At 69.8% G+C, this 18,962-nt stretch carries 14 protein-coding genes; 6 read left to right on the plus strand and 8 right to left on the minus strand.

The annotated features are described in order from the left end of the window. The first annotated feature begins 89 nt into the window (after nt 1–89). From JR065_RS17130 to JR065_RS17140, 3 genes are all read left to right on the plus strand, one after another. Nucleotides 90–875, plus strand: coding sequence for a rhomboid family intramembrane serine protease (locus JR065_RS17130; protein WP_206235537.1), 786 nt, complete (start codon nt 90–92; stop codon nt 873–875). Nucleotides 876–1,198: 323 nt separating this feature from the next. Then, complete coding sequence (locus tag JR065_RS17135) at nt 1,199–2,056, plus strand: acid phosphatase (protein ID WP_206235539.1); 858 nt, start codon at nt 1,199–1,201, stop codon at nt 2,054–2,056. Nucleotides 2,057–2,229: 173 nt separating this feature from the next. After that, the gene (locus JR065_RS17140; protein WP_206235540.1) at nt 2,230–3,078 is read left to right on the plus strand and encodes an acid phosphatase; all 849 of its coding nucleotides are present in this window, start codon (nt 2,230–2,232) and stop codon (nt 3,076–3,078) included. Nucleotides 3,079–3,273: 195 nt separating this feature from the next. Here the strand turns inward: JR065_RS17140 and JR065_RS17145 are convergent, their stop codons facing one another. Continuing rightward, complete coding sequence (locus tag JR065_RS17145) at nt 3,274–6,402, minus strand: TonB-dependent receptor plug domain-containing protein (RefSeq protein WP_206235541.1); 3,129 nt, start codon at nt 6,400–6,402, stop codon at nt 3,274–3,276. A 149-nt stretch (nt 6,403–6,551) separates the two neighbouring features. Beyond that, entirely contained in the window at nt 6,552–6,773 is a 222-nt protein-coding gene (locus tag JR065_RS17150; RefSeq protein WP_206235543.1) for a hypothetical protein, read from the minus strand. A 220-nt stretch (nt 6,774–6,993) separates the two neighbouring features. Between JR065_RS17150 and JR065_RS17155 the strand changes: the two genes are divergently transcribed. Beyond that, nucleotides 6,994–8,016 (plus strand): patatin-like phospholipase family protein, encoded by a 1,023-nt coding sequence (locus JR065_RS17155; protein WP_206235544.1) that lies wholly within the window; start codon nt 6,994–6,996, stop codon nt 8,014–8,016. Nucleotides 8,017–8,686: 670 nt separating this feature from the next. Here the strand turns inward: JR065_RS17155 and JR065_RS17160 are convergent. Continuing rightward, on the minus strand, nt 8,687–10,882 hold the full coding sequence (locus tag JR065_RS17160) for a TonB-dependent siderophore receptor (RefSeq protein ID WP_206235545.1): 2,196 nt from the start codon (nt 10,880–10,882) through the stop codon (nt 8,687–8,689). Nucleotides 10,883–11,135: 253 nt separating this feature from the next. Further along, entirely contained in the window at nt 11,136–11,615 is a 480-nt protein-coding gene (locus JR065_RS17165) for an Lrp/AsnC family transcriptional regulator (protein ID WP_206235546.1), read from the minus strand. Between the two features lie 126 nt (nt 11,616–11,741). Between JR065_RS17165 and phhA the strand changes: the two genes are divergently transcribed. Further along, the gene (gene phhA / locus JR065_RS17170; protein ID WP_206235547.1) at nt 11,742–12,632 is read left to right on the plus strand and encodes a phenylalanine 4-monooxygenase; all 891 of its coding nucleotides are present in this window, start codon (nt 11,742–11,744) and stop codon (nt 12,630–12,632) included. 231 nt (nt 12,633–12,863) lie between these two features. Then, a complete protein-coding gene (locus JR065_RS17175) occupies nt 12,864–13,628 on the plus strand; it encodes an SDR family oxidoreductase (RefSeq protein ID WP_206235548.1) in 765 nt (254 codons plus the stop codon). Between the two features lie 290 nt (nt 13,629–13,918). Here JR065_RS17175 and JR065_RS17180 read toward each other — a convergent pair whose 3' ends face one another. The 4 genes from JR065_RS17180 to kduI form a co-directional block, all read right to left on the minus strand. Continuing rightward, entirely contained in the window at nt 13,919–15,109 is a 1,191-nt protein-coding gene (locus JR065_RS17180) for a serine hydrolase domain-containing protein (protein ID WP_343237292.1), read from the minus strand. 187 nt (nt 15,110–15,296) lie between these two features. Continuing rightward, nucleotides 15,297–16,427 carry a GDSL-type esterase/lipase family protein gene (locus tag JR065_RS17185; protein ID WP_206235549.1) on the minus strand — a complete coding sequence of 377 codons (1,131 nt, stop codon included), beginning with the start codon at nt 16,425–16,427 and terminating at the stop codon, nt 15,297–15,299. Between the two features lie 410 nt (nt 16,428–16,837). Further along, nucleotides 16,838–17,596, minus strand: coding sequence for a 2-dehydro-3-deoxy-D-gluconate 5-dehydrogenase KduD (gene kduD / locus JR065_RS17190; RefSeq protein ID WP_206235550.1), 759 nt, complete (start codon nt 17,594–17,596; stop codon nt 16,838–16,840). A gap of 28 nt (nt 17,597–17,624) precedes the next feature. Continuing rightward, complete coding sequence (gene kduI, locus JR065_RS17195) at nt 17,625–18,479, minus strand: 5-dehydro-4-deoxy-D-glucuronate isomerase (protein ID WP_206235551.1); 855 nt, start codon at nt 18,477–18,479, stop codon at nt 17,625–17,627. Nucleotides 18,480–18,962: the final 483 nt, after the last annotated feature.

Raw genomic sequence — 18,962 nt, forward strand, 5'->3', positions numbered from 1 at the left:
CCGCGCACGCGGATTGTCCCGCGTGCGTGGCCAGTCCCTCCCATCGGTCATGCCTTGCCAAAGCCGCAAGGCGTCGCCATCCAGGCGGTATGGACACTTCTTCCCTGCCGCTGCCCCCGCCTGCCGACGACGCGCAGGCGCAGGGGCGCTTCGACCGCGCGCGGATCCTGCGCGCCTTCAACGTCAGCCTGGGGTTCGTGCTGCTGCTGGTGGCGGTGTTCGCCAGCCAGGGCCAGTTCGACTGGCGCCTGTGGTCGGTGGGGCCGCTGGAGAGCGGCGGCCTGCCGGGGTTGCTGACCGCGCCGCTGCTGCACGGTTCGCTGGAGCACCTGGCGGCCAACGCCGGCGCGCTGCTGATCCTGGGCACGCTGGCCGGCAGCGTGTACCCGCGCGCCACGGCCATGGGGCTGCCGCTGCTGTGGCTGGGCTCGGGGCTGGGCGCATGGCTGCTCGGCGACATCGGCAGCCACCACCTGGGCGCCAGCGGCGTCGCCCACGGGCTGCTGTTCCTGGTGTTCGTGCTCGGCCTGCTGCGCCGCGACCGCGCGGCGATCGCCGCGAGCATGATCGCGTTCCTGTTCTACGGCGGCATGCTGCTGACCGTGCTGCCGCACGAGGCCGGGGTGTCCTGGCAATCGCACCTGGGCGGCGCGCTGGGCGGGGTGGTCGCCGCGCTGCTGCTGCGCCACCGCGATCCGCTGCCGCCGCGCAAGCGCTACAGCTGGGAGGACGAGGACGACGCGGAGCTGCTGCCGCTGGACCAGGAACTGGAACCGCCGCCGCCGGCGCAGGTGCCGGTGCTGTGGCAGCCGCCGTCGCCGCAGCACGGCGTGGTGCTGCGCTTTCGGCCGCGGCCCGAGCGCGACGAGGGCTGACGCCGGCGCGGGTCCGCATCGCCTTCGCGCAGCGCGGGCTGACCCGCGACGTGTTCGGATCCGGCTGCGGAACGGCTTGCCGGAGCGCTTGAACCCAAGGGCCGCAGGGGTCGCGGGAGCGCCCCTGGCGGGCCCAGGGCAGCCGTCGCGTCAGGCCCTACTGATGACGTCCGTCGTGACCGAGGCCGCTCTCGCTGTCCAGCGCCCGGGGAAGGCATGCGGTGTCCGTCCCTGGCTATGCGTGCGGCCGGGCCACCGCAGGGTCTGGCCTGGCGCAGCGCGCGCTTACACTGGCCGATCCGTCGCCGCCGCCCCGAGCTCGCATGTCCGCGCCACCCGGCTTCCGCTTCCGTCCCGCCGCCCTTGCCCTGCTGGCGCTCGCCCTGGCCGCGTGCAGCACGCCGGCCGCGCGCGATCCGGCAGTGCCGGCCACGGCAATGGCCGCGGCCGAGCCGGACAAGGCGATCGGCTACCTCGCCCCGGCCGCGGTACCGGCCAGCCTGTCGCTGCTCCCGCCGCCGCCGGCCGACGGCAGCGCCGGCTTCGCCCTCGACCAGGCGGTCAGCCGCCAGGCGCTGGCATTGCGCGGCAGCGCGCGCTGGCAGCAGGCCGCGCGCGACGCCGACCTGAGCTTTCCCGCCGGCGCCGGCCAGTTCGCCTGCGCGCTGGGCGTGGCGCCCAGCGCGCAGCGCACCCCGCATCTGTATGCGCTGCTCGAGCGCAGCCGCATCGACGCCAGCGCCGCGACCAGGGCGGCCAAGCGCCACTACGCGCGCGCGCGGCCGTTCATGCGCAACCAGCAGCCCACCTGCACGCCCGACGACGAGCCCGGCCTGCGCGACAGCGGGTCCTATCCCTCCGGGCACAGCGCGATCGGCTGGGCCTGGGCGCTGATCCTGAGCGAAATCGCGCCGGACCGCGCCGATGCGTTGATCGCGCGCGGCCGCAACTACGGCGAGAGCCGGCTGGTCTGCAACGTGCACTGGCACAGCGACGTGCTCGCCGGCCGCTTCATGGGCGCGGCCGCCGTGGCGCGGCTGCACGACGACCCCGCCTTCCGCGCCGACCTGCAGGCCGCGCGCGGCGAGATCGCGCGCGCACGCGTGCAGGGACCGGTGCCTGCGCAGGGCTGCGCGGCACAGGCGCAGGTGCTGGCGGTGCGCCCGGCCGAGGCGCTTTGAGCGGGGATTGGGGGATTGGGGATTCGCGGGCGCCGCCCGCGCCGGACCCGCAACACCGCCCAGGTTCATGGCGAGGCATGCCGTACGCCCGCTGTACGCGCCGCGGGCGGTGGTGCGAACTGTCATGTCGCAGGATTCAGATGCGCACTCCCCCGCTGCGCACTGGATTCCCCATGGTTGGTTCCCGTTCCGTTCTCCGCCGTCCCCTGCGCGCCGCGATGCTTGTGGCGCTGTCTGCCGCCGTGGCCACGCCGCTGCTGGCGGGCGCCCGATCGGCGGCGCCCGCGATGGCCGGCGATGCCGTGCGCGGCTACCTGGCGCCGGCGCAGCTACCGGACAGCGTGTCGCTGGTGCCGCCGCCGCCGGCGAAGGGCTCGGCCGGGCGCACACTGGACGAGACGGTCGATCGCGAGGCGCTGGCCCTGCGCGGCACGCCACGCTTCGCGCTGGCGGCGCAGGACGCGGAACTGGGCTTCCCCGCCGCCGCCAACCATTTCAGCTGCCCGCTCGGCATCGAGATCAGCGCGCAGCGCACCCCGCACCTGTACCGGCTGCTGCAGCGCGTGGCGGTCGATGCCGGCGACGCCGCGGAAGCGGCCAAGGCCCATTACCACCTGCCGCGTCCGTTCATGGACAACGGCCAGCCCACCTGCACGCCCGGCGACGAAGCCGCGTTGCGCCCGAACGGCTCGTATCCGTCCGGCCACACCGCGATCGGCTGGGCCTGGGCGCAGGTGCTCGGCGAGGCCGATCCCGCGCGCAGCGATGCGCTGATCGCGCGCGGGCGCAGCTACGGCGAAAGCCGCATCGTCTGCAACGTGCACTGGCAGAGCGACGTGCTCGCCAGCTACCCGGTCGCCGCGGCGACGGTGGCCAGGCTGCATGGCAACCCGCAGTTCCGCGCCGACCTGGACGCCGCGCGCCGCGACATCGCCGACGCCCGCGCGCACGGCCTGACGCCCCGAAAGGACTGCGCCGCCGAAGCGCAGACGTTGAAGGTGCGTCCGGGCAGTGCGCTTTGAGCGGGGATGGGGGAGTCGGGATTGCGGATTTGGAACAGCGCCTCGGCTGCCATACCGGCGTCCAGCCGCTCTGGCCCTGGCGCTAGGCCTGCGCGGCGGGACTGCGGCGCCACGCGCGACCGACCCAATCACGCCGCAAAAAAAGAGCCCGGCCAAGCCGGGCTCCTTGTTCGTACTGCGGCTCCAGCCACCGCATCAATCGAACCGGTACACGACCTCCGCCGCCACTTCGCGGCCCACCGGATTGGCCACGCAATAGGCGAAGCCACCGCACCACTTGTCCTGGTAGTGATCGTCGAGGATGTTGTTGACGTAGAAGTTCAGGCGCAACGCGTCCGTGGCCTGGTAGCCCAGGCTGGCATTCCAATAGAACCTGTCCTGGTTGTAGTACTCCACCAGTTCGCTCTGCTGCCCGTAACTGATGCTGCGCTCGCCTGCCGCGTTCGTGCGCAGGTCCGTGCAATCGGTGGCCACATCCGGGCGGAAACCGTTGGGCAGCGCGGTGCAACCGCCGAAGCGGTCGCTGCGGGTACCTGCGGTCCAATCCACGTACAGCACCGCGGTCCAGGGATCCAGGGTCCAGGTCGCGCTGGCGCGGCCGCGATAGCGGATCTGGCGCTCCCGGTCGCGGGTGTTCTCGAACAGATCGCCCGGGAACTGGGCGACCTTGTAGGTCAGCTGCTGGGTATAGTTCAGCGCGAAATCGAACGTGCCCCAGCGCCCGGTCTGCAGGCTGTAACGCGAAGCCAGGTCCACGCCGCTCACGCTTTGCCTGGCGCGATTGATCGGGCCGATCTCGACGCGGGTGACCACGCCGTTGGCGTCGCGCGTCACGCGGCTGAGCTGCAGTTCGCACAGCGCCTGGCTGGGCGGCGTCCGCGCCGGCTTGTCGGCGGGCTGCTGCCCGGTGATGCAATAGGCCTCGTCCAGCAACACCTGGTCGGGGCCGACGTCGTCGATCGCATCCTCGAGGCTGATCCGCCAGTAATCGACGCCGACCGAGAAGTTCTCGAACGCATCCCAGACGAAGCCGTAGGTGAGCGAGTCGCCGGTTTCGTACAACAGGTTTTCGGAGCCCTGCCGCGCGATCAGCGGATTATCGATGTGGTACGGGTCGCCATCGCCACCGGGGCAGTTGCTGGTCTGACGATTGGGATCCGTCAGGCAGGTCCGGTAGTCGACCTGGTCGGCCACGCTTTCGCTGGGATCGGCATAGACGTAGTGCATGTCCGGCGCGCGGAAGCTGGTGGCGTAGCTGCCGCGCAGCAGCAAGGTGGAGAACGGGCGCCACTCCAGACCCACGTTGTAGGTGTTGGCGGCATCGTCGGCAACGGCGTCGTAGCGGTCGTAGCGGCCGGCGGCCGACAACGTCAGGCTCTTGAGCAACGGGATCTTGAACTCCACGCCCGCCGCATAGCGCTTGCGCTCGCCGCCGCCCGTCTCGACGTTGCCGAACGGCGTTTCGTACACGGGGTTGAGGCCCATGGTGTTGGGATCGGGGCTCAGCTTGTAGCCCTGCTCCGCCGCTTCCAGCACGCCAGCGAAGCCGATCGGGCCCGCCCAGCCTTCGAACAGATCGCCGCTGAGTACGGCGCTCGCCTGGGTGAGCCAGGTGCGCGACTTCTTGTCGCCGACGGCGCGGACACCTTCATAGTCGCTGGGGGACATCGGATTCCATAGCCGGTTGTAGTCGGGGGCATGGATCTGCAGGCCGCTCGCCGCATCGGTGCCCAGTGACGGGCCCAGGAAGAATTCCGTGGCACGCGTGTTGTGGATGATCGGGAAAAGCTCCTGGATCTCGTATTCGGCGCGACCGGCCATCACTTCCCAGTCGAAGCGATCACTGAAGACGGTGCCACGCAGGCCGACGCTGAAATCCCAGTTCGTCTCCTTGGACTTGGTCAGCGCATGGTCTTCGCCGCCGATCTCGCCCGGTATGAAGTAGCGCAGCAGGTTGCGTCGCTGGCCGCTGTCGCGGTCGATGTAATCCTGGCTGGCCCAGGCCGGCATGAAGGTATTGCTCTTGCCGGTCGAATCCCAGTACCCGTAGGTCGCCCAGGCTTCGACGCTGCCGAACTGCTTGGTGCCGTACAGATAGAGCGAGAGGTCCTTGCTGGCATTGCGCAGCGTCCAGTGCTGGAACGCGGAACGGTTGGCGCACTGCCAGCCGGTGTCGGTCTGCGCACCGTTGAAATCGTTGTACGTGATGCGGTTGTGCTCGTAGAAGTCGCCGCCGAACTGGTCGCAGGCGCCGGTCGGCGGCCTGAGCCGTACATTGTTGGTCACGTCGAGCAGACGGATGCCGGCTTGCGGTGTGTTCGTCGCGGCATTCTGCTGCACGCCGCCGTAGGTCCAGTTGCGGCGCGGCGAATCGGACTCCTCGTCCATGAAGGGCCGTTCGTGCGACCACAGCGGCTTGCGGTCGAAGTACTGCATCGTGTAGGCGATGCTCCAGTCCTCGCCGTGCCGGCCGCCGGACCAGGAGACATCGCGTACGTCGCGTCCGCCCTCGGTGGTGGTGCCGTAGCGCGCGCGCAGGGTGTCGCCCTCGATGTCCTTCTTCAGGATGACGTTGACCACGCCGGCCACCGCGTCGGAACCGTAGATCGCCGAGGCGCCGCTGGAGAGCACCTCGATGCGATCGACGATGCCGGTGGGGATGTTGTTGTAGTTGGCGAAGTTGCTCTTGCCCTGGTACGGCATCGGGTAGTCGGCCACGCGGTGGCCGTTGATCAGCAGCAAGCTGCGGCCGGGGCCGAGGTTGCGCAGGTTGAGCGGGCTGGCATTGACCGAGCTCTGGCCCCAGTCGTAGTCGTTCTGCACGTTGCCGGTGACCTCGGTGAGCGAGCCGAGCGCTTCGTAGACCGTGGTGAAGCCTTCCTTCATGATCTGGGCGCCGGTGATGATCGTCACCGGCGCCGGGCCTTCGACTTCCGCGCGCTTGATGCGCGAACCGGTGACCGTGACCGCATCGAGCGTCCTCGCGTTTCCATCGGAACCGGCCGGGGCGGACGGGTCGGCCTGTTCTGCGGGTGGCGGTTGCGGCGCGTCCTGCGCTTGGGCCAGCGCGGTCAACGGCGAAAACAGCGCCAGCGCGAGCGCACTCGCCATGGCACTACGGTGAAAGTGTGAGTGCTGCATGTAGCCCCCTCCGAACGTTGAAAAACAGGCCTGAATGGTCCAACGCGATGGACAGATCCCCCCGACACCGCGTTCGCTCGACATGCGAGATGTCATCCGTGTGACATCGATTTCCCAGGTGCGACGATACGCGACATAAACAGTCGATAAACGTGATACGACTTGCCTTTTAGAACGATCCAAGCATGAAATCAAGGATCTTTTTTTGTGCACTGCGGCAGTCGCAATATCGCGTGGACCCTTGCTGCTGGGGGATCTCCGCGAGCGGCCCCTGAAGACACTGCAGCGTGCGGCGTTGCGGTCGGCTGCGGCTGAACGCGTATGGATGTCACTCACCCACAACGGCCACGGCAAGCCCAGGTCGTCTTTGCCGCGCCCTGTTCGGGCATGCCGTTGGCGGTGAAGCCGGACCAGCACGGGCCGCCTGAGCTGCCAGAAGAAGAGCTTCCTGGCGGCGCGCGCGGCGTGCCGAGGGCATCCACTTGCCGCGCAGCCTGTTCGGCGGCGAAGGCTTCATGCAGAAGCTGGAAGGCGACGGCTAGGTGTTCGTGCATGCCGGCGGCTGCGTGGATCGGGCGCGGACTGGCCGCCGGCGAACGCCTGGACGTGGACACCGGCTGCGTGGTCGCGTTCCACTCCACGGGCATCGCATTTCATCCGCCCCGATGCGACCCGCCGGGGCACGCCAATGGCATGACCTCCGGTCGTGGGCGGTGCAGGCCGATCCCGGTATGCTCGCGCCGGCTCCGCCCCTCCTTCCACGACACCGCCTCCATGACCGCCTTCCGTTCCCCGCGCCTGCTCCTGTCCCTGTCCCTGTTCGGCCTGCTCGCGGGCTGCGGCGGCGACCCCAAGCCCGCACCGCCGGCGCCGGTGGTCGTGGGGCCGGCACCGGCCGCGGCGGCCAAGCCGGTGCGCATCGGCATCGCGCTGGGCGGCGGCGCGGCCAAGGGCTTCGCCCATATCGGCGTGATCAAGATGCTGCAGGCCAACGGCCTGGAGCCGGTGGTGGTGTCCGGCACCAGTGCCGGCAGCGTGGTCGGCGCGCTGTACGCCAGCGGCATGGACGCGTTCCAGATGCAGCAGACCGCGGTGGCGCTGGACGAAGCCAGCATCCGCGACATGCGCCTGTTCTCCGGCGGGCTGGTGCAGGGCCAGGCGCTGCAGGACTACGTCAACCGCCAGCTCAACAGCCGCCCGATCGAGAAGCTGGGCAAGCCGTTCGCGGCCGTGGCCACGCGCCTGGAAGACGGCGAGCGCACCGTGTTCGTGCGCGGCAACGCCGGCCAGGCGGTACGCGCCTCCAGCAGCATCCCCGGCGTGTTCGAGCCGGTGACGATCGGCAAGTACCACTACGTCGACGGCGGCGTGGTGAGTCCGGTGCCGGTGGACGCGGCGCGCCAGCTCGGCGCCGACTTCGTGGTGGCGGTCGACATCTCCAGCAAGGCCAGCGGCAAGTCCCCGGTGGGTATGCTGGGCATCGTCAACCAGTCGATCTCGATCATGGGCCAGCGCCTGGGCCAGCAGGAACTGTCGCGCGCGGACATCGTGATCCGGCCCAAGGTCAACGACATCGGCCCGGCCGATTTCGCCCAGCGCAGCGCGGCGATCCTGGAAGGCGAGAAGGCGGCGCTGGCGGCGATGCCGCAGATCAAGGCCAAGCTGGCGCAGCTGCAGCAACAGCGCGCGGCCGCCGCCGCCGCCGCGGCCAAGGCCGCGCAACCGCCGCCGCCGCCGTGCGAACCGCGTTCGCGCATCGGCCGCCTGCTGGGCCGCGACGATCCCTGCCAGCGATAGCGGGATAGCGGGATAGCGGGATAGCGGGATAGCGCAAGGTTAGCGAATGTCGGCCGTTGCGCAGATATCGCCGCAACGGACGAGGCGGCGCGAGGCGCGGTGGTCAACGCCACTTTCACTGCGCTATCAGCGCCGACCTGCGCGCACGCCGCTTGGCGCTGCAGCGCAGTCTGCCGCGGCGGCGGCGGCGGCGGCGGAGGCGCTGGCTTCATCGGTCGCGACAACCCGATGCCGATCCGGCGCAGCGCATTGGGAAGCGGCCTCTCCAACGTGGCCGACTGCAAGGGCGACTTCAGCCGCGACAGATCGACGCGGGCAAAACCGCTAGCCGGCCAACGTGTACGTCGTCGGGGCTGAAGCCCCTCCCACAATGGCGTCGCGAAGCCAGCGCGCGCCCTGTAGGAGCGGCTTCAGCCGCGACCGCCTGCCAGCGACTTCTGTGCACAAGAACCCCGCCGAAGACGCAGGCTCATCGATCGGCCGGGCACACGCCAATCGCCCATCGCGGCCAACCACGCGCAACGTTTACCGGAAGCGGCACCGCCGACGCAGCCGTTGCGGAAGCGACTCCAGTCGCCACAGACCGCAGCCAGCGAGCCGGCGGACGCCTGACACTGACACTGGACCCCGTGGGGCTACAACACCCCACGCGCCCTATGCGTCGGAGGCGTCAATAGCGCCAGCGCAGGCTGAAGCTGACGAAGCGCGGTTCGCCATAGTTCTGGTAGTCCAGATTGGCCCAGTAGGTCTTGTCCAGGGCGTTGCGCACGCTCAGCGTCGCCGTCCACTGCTCGCCGATGCGGTAGTTGGCGTTGAGATGCAGCAGCGCATAGGCGTCCTGGACCACGGTGACCGGCACGGTCGCCGCGGTGCCGTCGCCGAGCGGGCGCTGGATGTTGAAGCCCTTGGTCTGGCTCTGCCAGCTGACGCCGCCGCCCAGGCTCAGCCGCTCCCATGCGCCGCGCAGGCGCACCTGGGTGGACAGCTGCAGGTAGTCCTCCGGCAGGTTGGCGTAGATGGCGTCGGTCGGGGCGCGGGTGACCTTGGCGTGGGTGTAGCCGGCGTTGACGGTCCAGCCGGGCAGGATCTCGCCGTTGAAGTCCACTTCCCAGCCGCGGCTCTTGGTGCCGTCGATGCCGATGTAGGCCGAGCTGCCGTCCGGCAGCGACGCCTCGGGCTGGGTCATGTCGCGCACCGCGTAATTGTCCTGCTTGGCCTCGAACGCCGCGGCGGTGGCCAGCGCGCGTCCGCCGAACAGCTGCGCCTTGATCCCGGCTTCCAGATTGGAGCCTTCCACCGGCGCCAGCAGGTTGTTGTCCTTGTCCTTGTAGTTCTGCGGATTGAAGATTTCCGTGTAGCTGGCGTAGACCGAGACGTCGGGCGTCAGGTCGTAGACCAGGCCCACGTAGGGGGTCACCTCGTCGGTCACCTCGTAGCGGCCGGTGGTGCCGGTGTAGGCGCCGGTGACGCCGAAGTTCTGCGTGCGCGTCTCCCACGAGCTCACCCGCGCGCCGGCGATCAGCGACAGCGGCTCGGCCAGGTGCAGCCGGGTCGAGGCGTACACGCCGCGCTGCGTGGTGCGCGCCACGCGCGAGGCGCCAGTGCGCGCGTAGGTCACTTCGGAAATGTCGCCGTCCCAGGAACGGATATCGGGAATGTAGTAGCAGCGCTCGCGCCCGCAGGTCGCCCAGTCGCCGGGGTAGCGCAGCGCCACCGTCGCCGTGGTCGACTGCAGGTCCTGCCAACTGCCGCCGATCACCACGTCGTGGTCCTGGCCGAACAGCGGGAACGAGCCGGACAGGTACACGTCCACGCCGTCGCGGGTGTCGTCGGTCTCGCCGGCGCTGGTGCGCAGGTAGAGGCCGCTGCCGTCGGCGGCCGGGTAGCCGGTGCCGTAGACGCGCAGGCTCTGCACGTCGCCCTGGGTGTGCGCGTAGTTGACCTTCAGCAGCCAGTCCTCGCCGAAGCGCTGTTCCAGGTTGGCGAAGGCGGTGCGGGTATGGCGCTGCCAGCGCGTCCACTTCGGCGCCATGTTGGTCGAGCGCGGCAGGCGGGCGAAGGAGCCGTCGGCGGCGAAGAACGGCACCGTGCCCCAGGTCGAGCCGACCGGCGCGTTGTCCTGGGTCTGGTAGCCGACGGTGAGGGTGGCGCTGTCGGTCAGATCGCCCTCGAGCACGCCCATGCCGGACATCTTCTGGTCGTGGTAGCGGTCGTAGTAGTAGTCCTTGTCCTGCCAGGCGGCGACGAAGCGGCTGCGGAAGCGGCCATCGGCGGTGAGCGGCGCGCTGACGTCGGCCTGCATGCGGCGGAAGTCCCAGGTACCGGCGGTGGCCGAGAACGACGCATCGAACGCGGTGCCGGGGCGCTTGCGCAGCAGGTTGACCGTGGCCGACGGGATGCCCGCGCCGCTGAGCAGGCCGTTGGCGCCGCGGATCACCTCGACGCGGTCGTAGAAGACCATGTCGTATTCCTGGTTGGTCGAGCCGCTGTAGGTCGGCAGGCTGTCGACCTGGAAGTCGGTGATCTGGAAACCGCGCGCGAAGTACAGCGGGCGCTGCGTGTCGTAGAAGGACACGTTGACGCCGGTGACGTTGCGCATCACGTCGTCGATGCTGAACAGCGATTCCTCTTCCAGGCGCTGCAGGCTGACGACGCTGACCGACTGCGGGGTCTCGCGCAGCGTCAGCGGCAGGCGCGTGGTGGTCGACGGCTCCGCCCGCGTGCCGTTGGCGCTGACCTGGACGCGGTCCAGGGTGGTGGCCTGGCCCGCGTCGGCGGCGGATTCGGCGGCGGCGGCGGTCGTGGCGCAGCAAAGGGCGGACAGCAGGGCGAGATGCAGCAGGTGGCGGGGCGCGGCGGTGGTCATGGATGCGTGTCGGTCGAAGGCGCCATCAGCCGGGGCTGACGGACGCGGGAAACGGGCAGGGGGACGGAGGACGGCACAGGGCGGCCTTCCGGATCTCGGCAACAGCGGGGCTGGCCCGGACGACAGGGCTGGCGTGGAGCGAGTGGAAGCGACCGGTGGCGCTCGTCGCTAAGTGCAAATGTAAATTATTAGCAACAACTTAACAAGCCGCGCCGCCTGCGACACAAGCGCGCAGCCGTCGATCCGGCCGCGCTCAGCCGCGCGGCAGCGGCAGCCCGGCGAAGTCCTTGACCGTGCGCAGCACAAAGCTTGAATTGACGTCGGCCACGCCGGTGGCGTTGAGCAGCTTGTCCAGCAGGAACGCGGAGAAGTGCGCCAGGTCGCGCACATAGACGTGCAGCAGGTAGTCCATGTCGCCGGTCAGCGCGTGGCAGGCGACCACCTCGTCCCAGCTCTGCACGCTGTCGGCGAAATGGCCGATGCCGCTGGCGCCGTGCTTCTCCAGTTGCACCCGCACGAAGGCCTGCAGGCCCAGGCCGATCGCGCCGGGCACCAGCCGCGCCGCGTAGCCGGCCACCACGCCGTCGGCCTCCAGCCGCTGCACCCGGCGCAGACAGGCCGACGGCGACAGGTTCACCTGCGCGGCCAGTTCGGCATTGCTGGCGCGCCCTTGCCGCTGCAGCAGCGCGAGCAGGCGCAGGTCGGTGCGGTCCAGGGTAGTCGGGTCGGGCATTTATTGCTCTGCAACATCGGTTCGGCGCAACAATCTTGCGCCATGACTGCGAAACGGCGCAACTTCGCAAGCTCATTGCGCGGTGGCCCGCCTACCATCGTCGCATCCCTCACTGGAACTGCGGACATGGACACCACGCCCCGCCGCGTCGAACACCAGCAGACCGACAAAGGCCACGTGCCGGTCTACACCACCGCCGTGATCGAGCAGCCGTGGGACAGCTACGGCGCCGACGACCACGCCACCTGGGGCACGCTGTACCAGCGCCAGCGCGAACTGCTGGTCGGCCGCGCCTGCACCGAGTTCCTGCAGGCGCAGGACGAGATGGGCATGAGCCCGCACGCGATCCCGCGCTTCGACCAGCTCAACGAGGTGCTGGGCGCGGCCACCGGCTGGACCCTGGTCGGCGTGGAAGGCCTGCTGCCGGAACTGGACTTCTTCGACCACCTGGCCCACCGCCGCTTCCCGGTGACCTGGTGGATCCGCCGCCCGGAGCAGATCGACTACATCGCCGAGCCGGACCTGTTCCACGACCTGTTCGGCCACGTGCCGCTGCTGATGAACCCGGTGTTCGCCGACTACATGGAAGCCTACGGGCGCGGCGGGGTGAAGGCGCACGGCATCGGCGCGGACGCGCTGCAGAACCTCACCCGCCTGTACTGGTACACGGTGGAGTTCGGCCTGATCGACACGCCCGAGGGCCTGCGCATCTACGGCGCCGGCATCGTCTCGTCGAAGGGCGAATCGCTGCATTCGCTGGAATCGGCCGCGCCCAACCGCGTCGGCTTCGACCTGGCGCGGATCATGCGCACCCGCTACCGCATCGACACCTTCCAGAAGACCTACTTCGTCATCGACAGCTTCGAACAGCTGATGCAGGCCACCGCGCCGGACTTCACCCCGATCTACGCCGCGCTGGCGCACCAGCCCACCCTCGCGGCCGGCGAGGTGCAGCCGCAGGACCGGGTATTCCAGCGCGGCAATGGCGAGGGCTGGGCCAGCGACGGCGACGTGTAAGCGCATCGGCGTACGCAACGCGCGCCGTTCGAGCGCAGCAGGCACGCCGGTCCTGCCGCGCGGCATCCAACGCTCTGCCACGTGCCGATAAACGCGCAGCGACCTCGCTGGCTCGCCGAGGATGCATTACGCCACCGTCCCCACCACGCGAAGGCAGCCGCGTCCGGATCCGGCCAGCGCCGGCATCCTTGCCGCCGCATGCTCCGTGTCCCAACGACACAGGAGCAAACCATGGCGGAACTCAGGAACAAGGTGGCGATCGTGACCGGCGCCAGCTCGGGCATCGGCCGCGCGGCGGCACGGCTGTTCGCGCAGCACGGCGCGGCGGTGGTGCTCGGCGCCCGGCGCGGCGAGGCGCTGCAACGGCTCGCCGGGGAGATCGGCGAATCCGGCGGACGCGCGCTCGCGGTGCCCGGCGACGTGCGCGAGGAAGACTATGCGCGCGCGCTGGTGGATGCGGCCTGCGAGCACTTCGGCGGCCTGGACATCGCCTTCAACAATGCCGGCACGCTGGGCGAGATGGGGCCCACGCCCGAGGTGTCGGCCGCCGGCTGGCGCGATGCGCTGGCCACCAACCTGGACAGCGCCTTCTTCGGCGCCAAGCACCAGTTGCCGGCGATGCGCGCACGCGGCGGCGGCTCGCTGATCTTCACCTCGACCTTCGTCGGCCATACCGTCGGCTTCGCCGGCACCGCGGCGTACGCGGCGAGCAAGTCCGGCCTGATCGGCCTGACCCAGACCCTGGCCAGCGAGTTCGGCGCCTATGCCATCCGCGTCAACGCGCTGCTGCCGGGCGGCACCGACACGCCGATGGGACGCACGATGCAGACCACGCCGGAGGCGCTGGCGCAGACGGCGAAGCTGCACGCGCTCAAGCGCCTGGCCGCGCCGGAGGAAGTGGCGCGCGCGGCGCTGTTCCTGGCCTCGGAGGCGGCCTCGTTCGTCACCGGCTCGGCGATGCTGGTGGACGGGGGCGTGTCGATCCATCGCGGTTGAGCGCGTGCTGCGGCCTGCCGCACGTGCGGCGGGCCGGCCGAGCGCGGCATCGCGGAAGCCATGGCGATCCGCCGGTCGCCAAACATGGCTGCACGCGCTGCCGGAACGCGCCCTGCTTCTTCCGATTCCGCCGCATCGTTTCGGAGCGCATTCGATCGCGGCGTTACCGTCTGCCGCGACCGGGCATTCCATAGCAAGCTCATGCATCAGCATCGCCCCCGCGCATCTGTCGCGAGGCACTCGACGACGCCCCGCACCGCTTCGCCGACCGCAAGCCCAGGCCGAAAGCGCTAGTGGTGCGTCGTCGAGCGCTCCTGCTTCAGCGTGCGGGCGCGTCGCCACAGCGCGTCGAGGATGCCCTCGTATTCCCGGAACTGTTCTTCGCCCAGCGAGGTGTTGGTGAAGAAGATCACGCCGATCTCCTTGTCCAGGTCGCTCAGCATCTCCGTCTTCACGCCCGGGTCGGAGCCGCCATGGCCGATCCGGGTCACGTCGTATTTCGTCGACCAGAAGATCCCGGAGTTCTTTTGCGCCAGGTCCACGTTGTCCGGCTTGTCCGTGGCGGTGTACTGGAAGCGCAGCATCTCCTGGGCCGAGCGCCGGTCCAGGATCCGCGCCCCGTCGTACGCCCCGTCGTTGAGCAGGGCGAGGAAGAACCGCGACAGGTCGGCCACCGAAGTGCGCACGCCGCCATCGGGATAGGTGGTGCCCCCGTACAGCGGGATCGGGATCGACAGCCCGTTCTGCGCGACGTACAGCCGTGCGTGGCGCGGTGCCGGCACGTCGGACAGGAACCAGGCCGTGTTGCGCATGCCCAGCGGCACGAAGATGCGTTGCCGGGTGTAGACGTCGAGCCGTTCGCCGACCGCGCGCTCGACGATGTAGCCGGCCAGTCCGGCGCCGATGTTGGAGTACTCGCGGTGCGTGCCCGGCCTGGCCTGGAGGAAGTTCTCCTGCGCATAGCGCGATCCGCCCGGGGTGAAGTAGTCGGCGAGGAAGCTCGCCAGCGGCTCCGGCGAATCGCCGCCGTAGTGGTAGGTGCGCTCGTAGACCGACCAGCGGTCGGCGATCGAGGAGGTGTGCGTGGCCAACTGCCGCAGCGTGATCGGCACGTCGGGGAACGCCGGATTGACCACCTTGAACGGCAGGTAGGCGTTGATGTCCGCATCCAGCGACAGCTTGCCCTCCTGCACCGCGCGCATCAGCGCCGCGCCGGTGACGGTCTTGCTGATCGAGCCGATGTTCATGACCGTGTCCGGGGTGAACGCGATCGCGCGCTCGCGGTCGGCGAAGCCGTAGCCCTTCGTCCACACCAGCCGCTTGTCGACGATGATCGCCGCGCCGACGCCGACCATCCCGCCTTCGCGCATGCGCTGTTCGATCACCCGGTCCAGCTCCGCGGCGGCCATCGGCGCCACGTCCTGCTCGCCGGCCGCGGCTTGGCCGCACAGCAGGCCGAGCGCCATCGCTACCACCGTCACTCCATTCCTTGCCCTATGCATTTTCCGGATCCTTCCGCCAACGGGATGTGGCGCCGGACCCGATGCTATGACGCGCATTGCCGCCGCGCCACCATGCCGCGACGAAGCGGGCCGTCCGGCGACCGGAGCGGCGGCTGGCGCGACGAGACCGGTGATGGCGCCGAGCGTGGCGCGCCGTGCGCGTGAATCAGGGTCGCGGTGCGGCCGGATACGCCAGCATCACCACCAGGTCGTCCTCGCCCACCTGCTGCAGCGCATGCGTGCTGCCCGCACGGGTGAGCAGCGCATGGCCGGGGCCGACCTCGTACTGCTTGCCGTCCAGCGCGTACAGGCCGCGGCCGCTGACGATGTAGTAGATCTCGTCCTTGTGGTGCAGGTGCAGGCCGATGCCGGCGCCCTTGTGCAGCACGCGCTTGCGCAGCACGAACGACAGCCCGGGCTGGTCGGCGAAGAACGAGTACGCCGTGGTCGGGCCGGCGCCGCCGTGCGGGCCGGGCTGCTCGCGCGGGATGTCGCGCTCGTGGATCACCTGCGAGGCGGCGGCCGGGTCCTGCCGCGCCGGCGCCGGCCGCCCGTCGGGCTGGCCGCCGCAGTCGATGTCGCGGCGCAGCTGGGTCTTCAGTTCCGGCTGCAGCCGTACCCAGCCCTGCACGACCAGGCACGCCATCGCGGTGGCGCCGGCGGCGCTGAAGTGGGTGCCGTCGGCCTTGTTCCGCTCGGGCACGAACAGGAAGTACGGCCGCGCGCCCTGTTCGCCGAGCGCGCGGATCCAGGCCATCGAGCTGGCATTGAGGTCGATCAGCGCGACCTGGCGCTCGGCGGCCAGGCGCTGCATCGCCTGCGTGTACAGGCCGTGGGTGTCCAGCAGCGCGCCGAAGTCGTACAGCAGCCGCGCCGCCGGGGTGACCAGCACCGGCGTGGCGCCGCGCTCGCGGGCCACCTCGACGTAGCGTAGCAGGTACTGCGGATAGGCCTGCTGCGGGTCGTCGTAGCGGGTGGGGTCCTCGAACTTGGCGTCGTTGTGGCCGAACTGGATCAGCAGCACGTCGCCGCGGCGCAGCTCCCTGGCGATCGCCTCCAGGCGGCCCTCGTCGATGAAGCTGCGCGCGCTGCGTCCGCCCTTGGCGTGGTTGCGCACCTGCCACGCGGCCGGATCCAGGTAGCTCTGCAGGGCCTGGCCCCAGCCGGCCTGCGGCGCGCGCTCGGGACCGTATTCGGCGGCGGTGGAGTCGCCGGCGATGAACACGCGGCGCGGTTCGGCATAGGCGGCGACGCTGGCGGTCAGCAGCAGCCATGCGAGCAACGGGAACTTGGGCATGCGGGTCTCCGGGCAATGGCACGACTGAAGAGGCAACGATCAGGTTCTGCGTTCGCCGGCGCACGTCGATGCGGCATGCACGGCGCTTCCAGGACCGAACGGCATTGCGTGGACCGATCCCCGCCACGCGGTCGGCAGTGCGCGGCGCGCGCCTTCCGTGGCGAGTGCGGCCATCGCTCGCGCCATGGCCGCACATTGCAGGCCGGTGCCGCGTGCTTGTCGCGGCGCCCTCAGGCGCCCATGGCCAAGCAGCGCCGCGCCCTGCCGTTTCCTGCTGCCGCGTCCTGCGATCTGCTGCAACTCGCCCGACAGCGCCGGCCGATGCTGCATCAGCGCTGCGCGAGGGACGTCGGTCCTTCGCGCAGCAGGTGGATCTCAGCGGCCGGCCGCACCGCCGGCGATCGTGCCGTTCACCGCGCCAGCCAACCGCCATCGACCGGGATGATCGCGCCATTGACGTAGTCCGAGGCGCGGCTGGCCAGGAACACCGCCGCGCCGCCCAGGTCCGACGGCTCGCCCCAGCGCGCGGCCGGGATGCGCTCGAGGATCGACTTGTTGCGCTCGGCATCGGCGCGCAGCTGCGCGGTGTTGTTGGACACCATGTAGCCGGGCGCGATCGCGTTGACGTTCAGCCCCTTGGACGCCCACTCGTTGGCCAGCAGGCGGGTGATGCCGGCGATGCCGGACTTGCTGGCGGTGTACGAGGGCACGCGGATGCCGCCCTGGAACGACAGCATCGAGGCGATGTTGATGATCTTGCCGTGGCCCTGCGCGATGAAGTGGCGGCCGGCCGCCTGGGCCAGGAAGAACGCCGACTTCAGGTTGACGTTCATCACCGCGTCCCAGTCTTCCTCGCTGAAGTCCACCGCGTCGGCACGGCGGATCATGCCGGCGTTGTTGACCAGGATGTGCAGCCCGCCGAGCGCCTCGAGGGTCTGCGCCAGGATCCGGTCGATCGGCTCCAGGCTGCCCAGGTTGGCCTGGATGGCGACGAAGCGGCGGCCCAGCGCGGTGACCCGCGCCTGCGTTTCGGTGGGCTCGGAGGTGCCGGCGGCGGCAATGTCGGCGCCGGCTTCGGCCAGGGCGATGGCGATGCCCTGGCCCAGGCCGGTGTTGGCGCCGGTGACCAGCGCGACCTTGCCTTCCAGGCTGAACGGATTGTTGGCCATGTGTTCCTCGATGGACGCGGCGAAGGGATTACTTGAGCTGGCAGATGTCCAGCACGTGCATGTCGGTGTAGTCCAGGTTCTCGCCGCCCATCGCCCAGATGAAGGCGTAGTTGCTGGTGCCGGCGCCCATGTGGATCGACCACGGCGGCGACACCACCGCCTCGTTGTTCTGGATCACGATGTGGCGCTGCGCGTCGGGCTCGCCCATGAAGTGGTAGACGCGGTCGTTGGCGCCCAGGTCGAAGTAGAAGTAGACCTCGCTGCGGCGGTCGTGCAGGTGCGGCGGCATGGTGTTCCACACGCTGCCCGGCTTGAGCACGGTCAGGCCCAGCAGCAGCTGCGAGGACTGGCAGGTGGCCGGCACGATGTACTGGTAGATGGTGCGCTCGTTGCTGGTTTCCAGCGCGCCGCGGTCCAGCGCCACCGCGTCCTTGATCGACAGCTGCTTGGTCTCGAACCGCGCGTGCGCCGGGGTCGAGGCCAGGTAGAACCGGGCCGGGTTGGACGCATCGGCCGAGGCGAAGCTGACGTCGGTGCTGCCCATGGCCACGTACAGGCCGTCCTTCGGTCCCAGCGTATAGGCGGTGCCGTCGACGGTGACGGTGCCGCTGCCGGCGCCGACGTTGATGATGCCCAGCTCGCGGCGTTCCAGGAACGGATGGCCGGCGGCCGAGGCCGGCTCGGTCTGCTTGGGCAGGTCCACGGATTTGCTCACCGGCGCGGCGCCGCCGAGCACGAAGCGCTCGTAGTGGGTGTACTTCAGCGTGACCGCATCGTCGGCGAACAGGCCATCGAGCAGGTACAGATCGCGCAGCGCGTCGTTGCTGGCGCCCTTGATCGCATCGGGATGGGTGGCGTAGTGGGTCTTGCAGTACATGGACATAGGGATCTCCGGGGCAAGCAGGGGCAAACGGCGGCCCGCGTGAGCGCATTCTAACGCCCATGGTAAACCGGTGTCATTGCGCAGTGCACGAAACGTATGCGGGGCATGGATTTGGTGTTGGCTGGCGTGCAGACCCTCACCCCAACCCCTCTCCGGAGGAGAGAGGGGCTATGCACGGCTCCCTTCTCCCATCGGGAGAAGGTGCCCCGCAGGGGCGGATGAGGGTACGGGCGAAGCCTCGTGCACCCAACTCCGCGAGACGCTTCGCGCCGTACCCTCACCCCAACCCCTCTCCCGGTGGGAGAGGGGCTATGCGCATCGCGGCTGTTCCCTTCTCCCATCGGGAGAAGGTGCCCCGCAGGGGCGGATGAGGGTACGGGCGAAGCCTCGTGCACCCCAGACTCCACGAGACGCTTCGCGCCGTACCCTCACCCCAACCCCTCTCCCGGTGGGAGAGGGGCTATGCGCATCGCGGCTGTTCCC

Source organism: Xanthomonas sp., assembly GCF_017163755.1.
GTDB lineage: Bacteria > Pseudomonadota > Gammaproteobacteria > Xanthomonadales > Xanthomonadaceae > Xanthomonas_A.

What these genes read in the sequence shown, in the direction of transcription:
- phhA (WP_206235547.1), top strand. Translation starts at nt 11,742, where the DNA reads ATGGACACCACGCCCCGCCGCGTCGAACACCAGCAGACCGACAAAGGC.
- JR065_RS17150 (WP_206235543.1), bottom strand. Translation starts at nt 6,773, where the DNA reads ATGCACGAACACCTAGCCGTCGCCTTCCAGCTTCTGCATGAAGCCTTC.
- JR065_RS17130 (WP_206235537.1), top strand. Translation starts at nt 90, where the DNA reads ATGGACACTTCTTCCCTGCCGCTGCCCCCGCCTGCCGACGACGCGCAG.
- JR065_RS17160 (WP_206235545.1), bottom strand. Translation starts at nt 10,882, where the DNA reads ATGACCACCGCCGCGCCCCGCCACCTGCTGCATCTCGCCCTGCTGTCC.
- JR065_RS17155 (WP_206235544.1), top strand. Translation starts at nt 6,994, where the DNA reads ATGACCGCCTTCCGTTCCCCGCGCCTGCTCCTGTCCCTGTCCCTGTTC.
- JR065_RS17135 (WP_206235539.1), top strand. Translation starts at nt 1,199, where the DNA reads ATGTCCGCGCCACCCGGCTTCCGCTTCCGTCCCGCCGCCCTTGCCCTG.
- kduD (WP_206235550.1), bottom strand. Translation starts at nt 17,596, where the DNA reads ATGGCCAACAATCCGTTCAGCCTGGAAGGCAAGGTCGCGCTGGTCACC.
- JR065_RS17140 (WP_206235540.1), top strand. Translation starts at nt 2,230, where the DNA reads ATGGTTGGTTCCCGTTCCGTTCTCCGCCGTCCCCTGCGCGCCGCGATG.
- JR065_RS17165 (WP_206235546.1), bottom strand. Translation starts at nt 11,615, where the DNA reads ATGCCCGACCCGACTACCCTGGACCGCACCGACCTGCGCCTGCTCGCG.
- JR065_RS17185 (WP_206235549.1), bottom strand. Translation starts at nt 16,427, where the DNA reads ATGCCCAAGTTCCCGTTGCTCGCATGGCTGCTGCTGACCGCCAGCGTC.
- kduI (WP_206235551.1), bottom strand. Translation starts at nt 18,479, where the DNA reads ATGTCCATGTACTGCAAGACCCACTACGCCACCCATCCCGATGCGATC.
- JR065_RS17175 (WP_206235548.1), top strand. Translation starts at nt 12,864, where the DNA reads ATGGCGGAACTCAGGAACAAGGTGGCGATCGTGACCGGCGCCAGCTCG.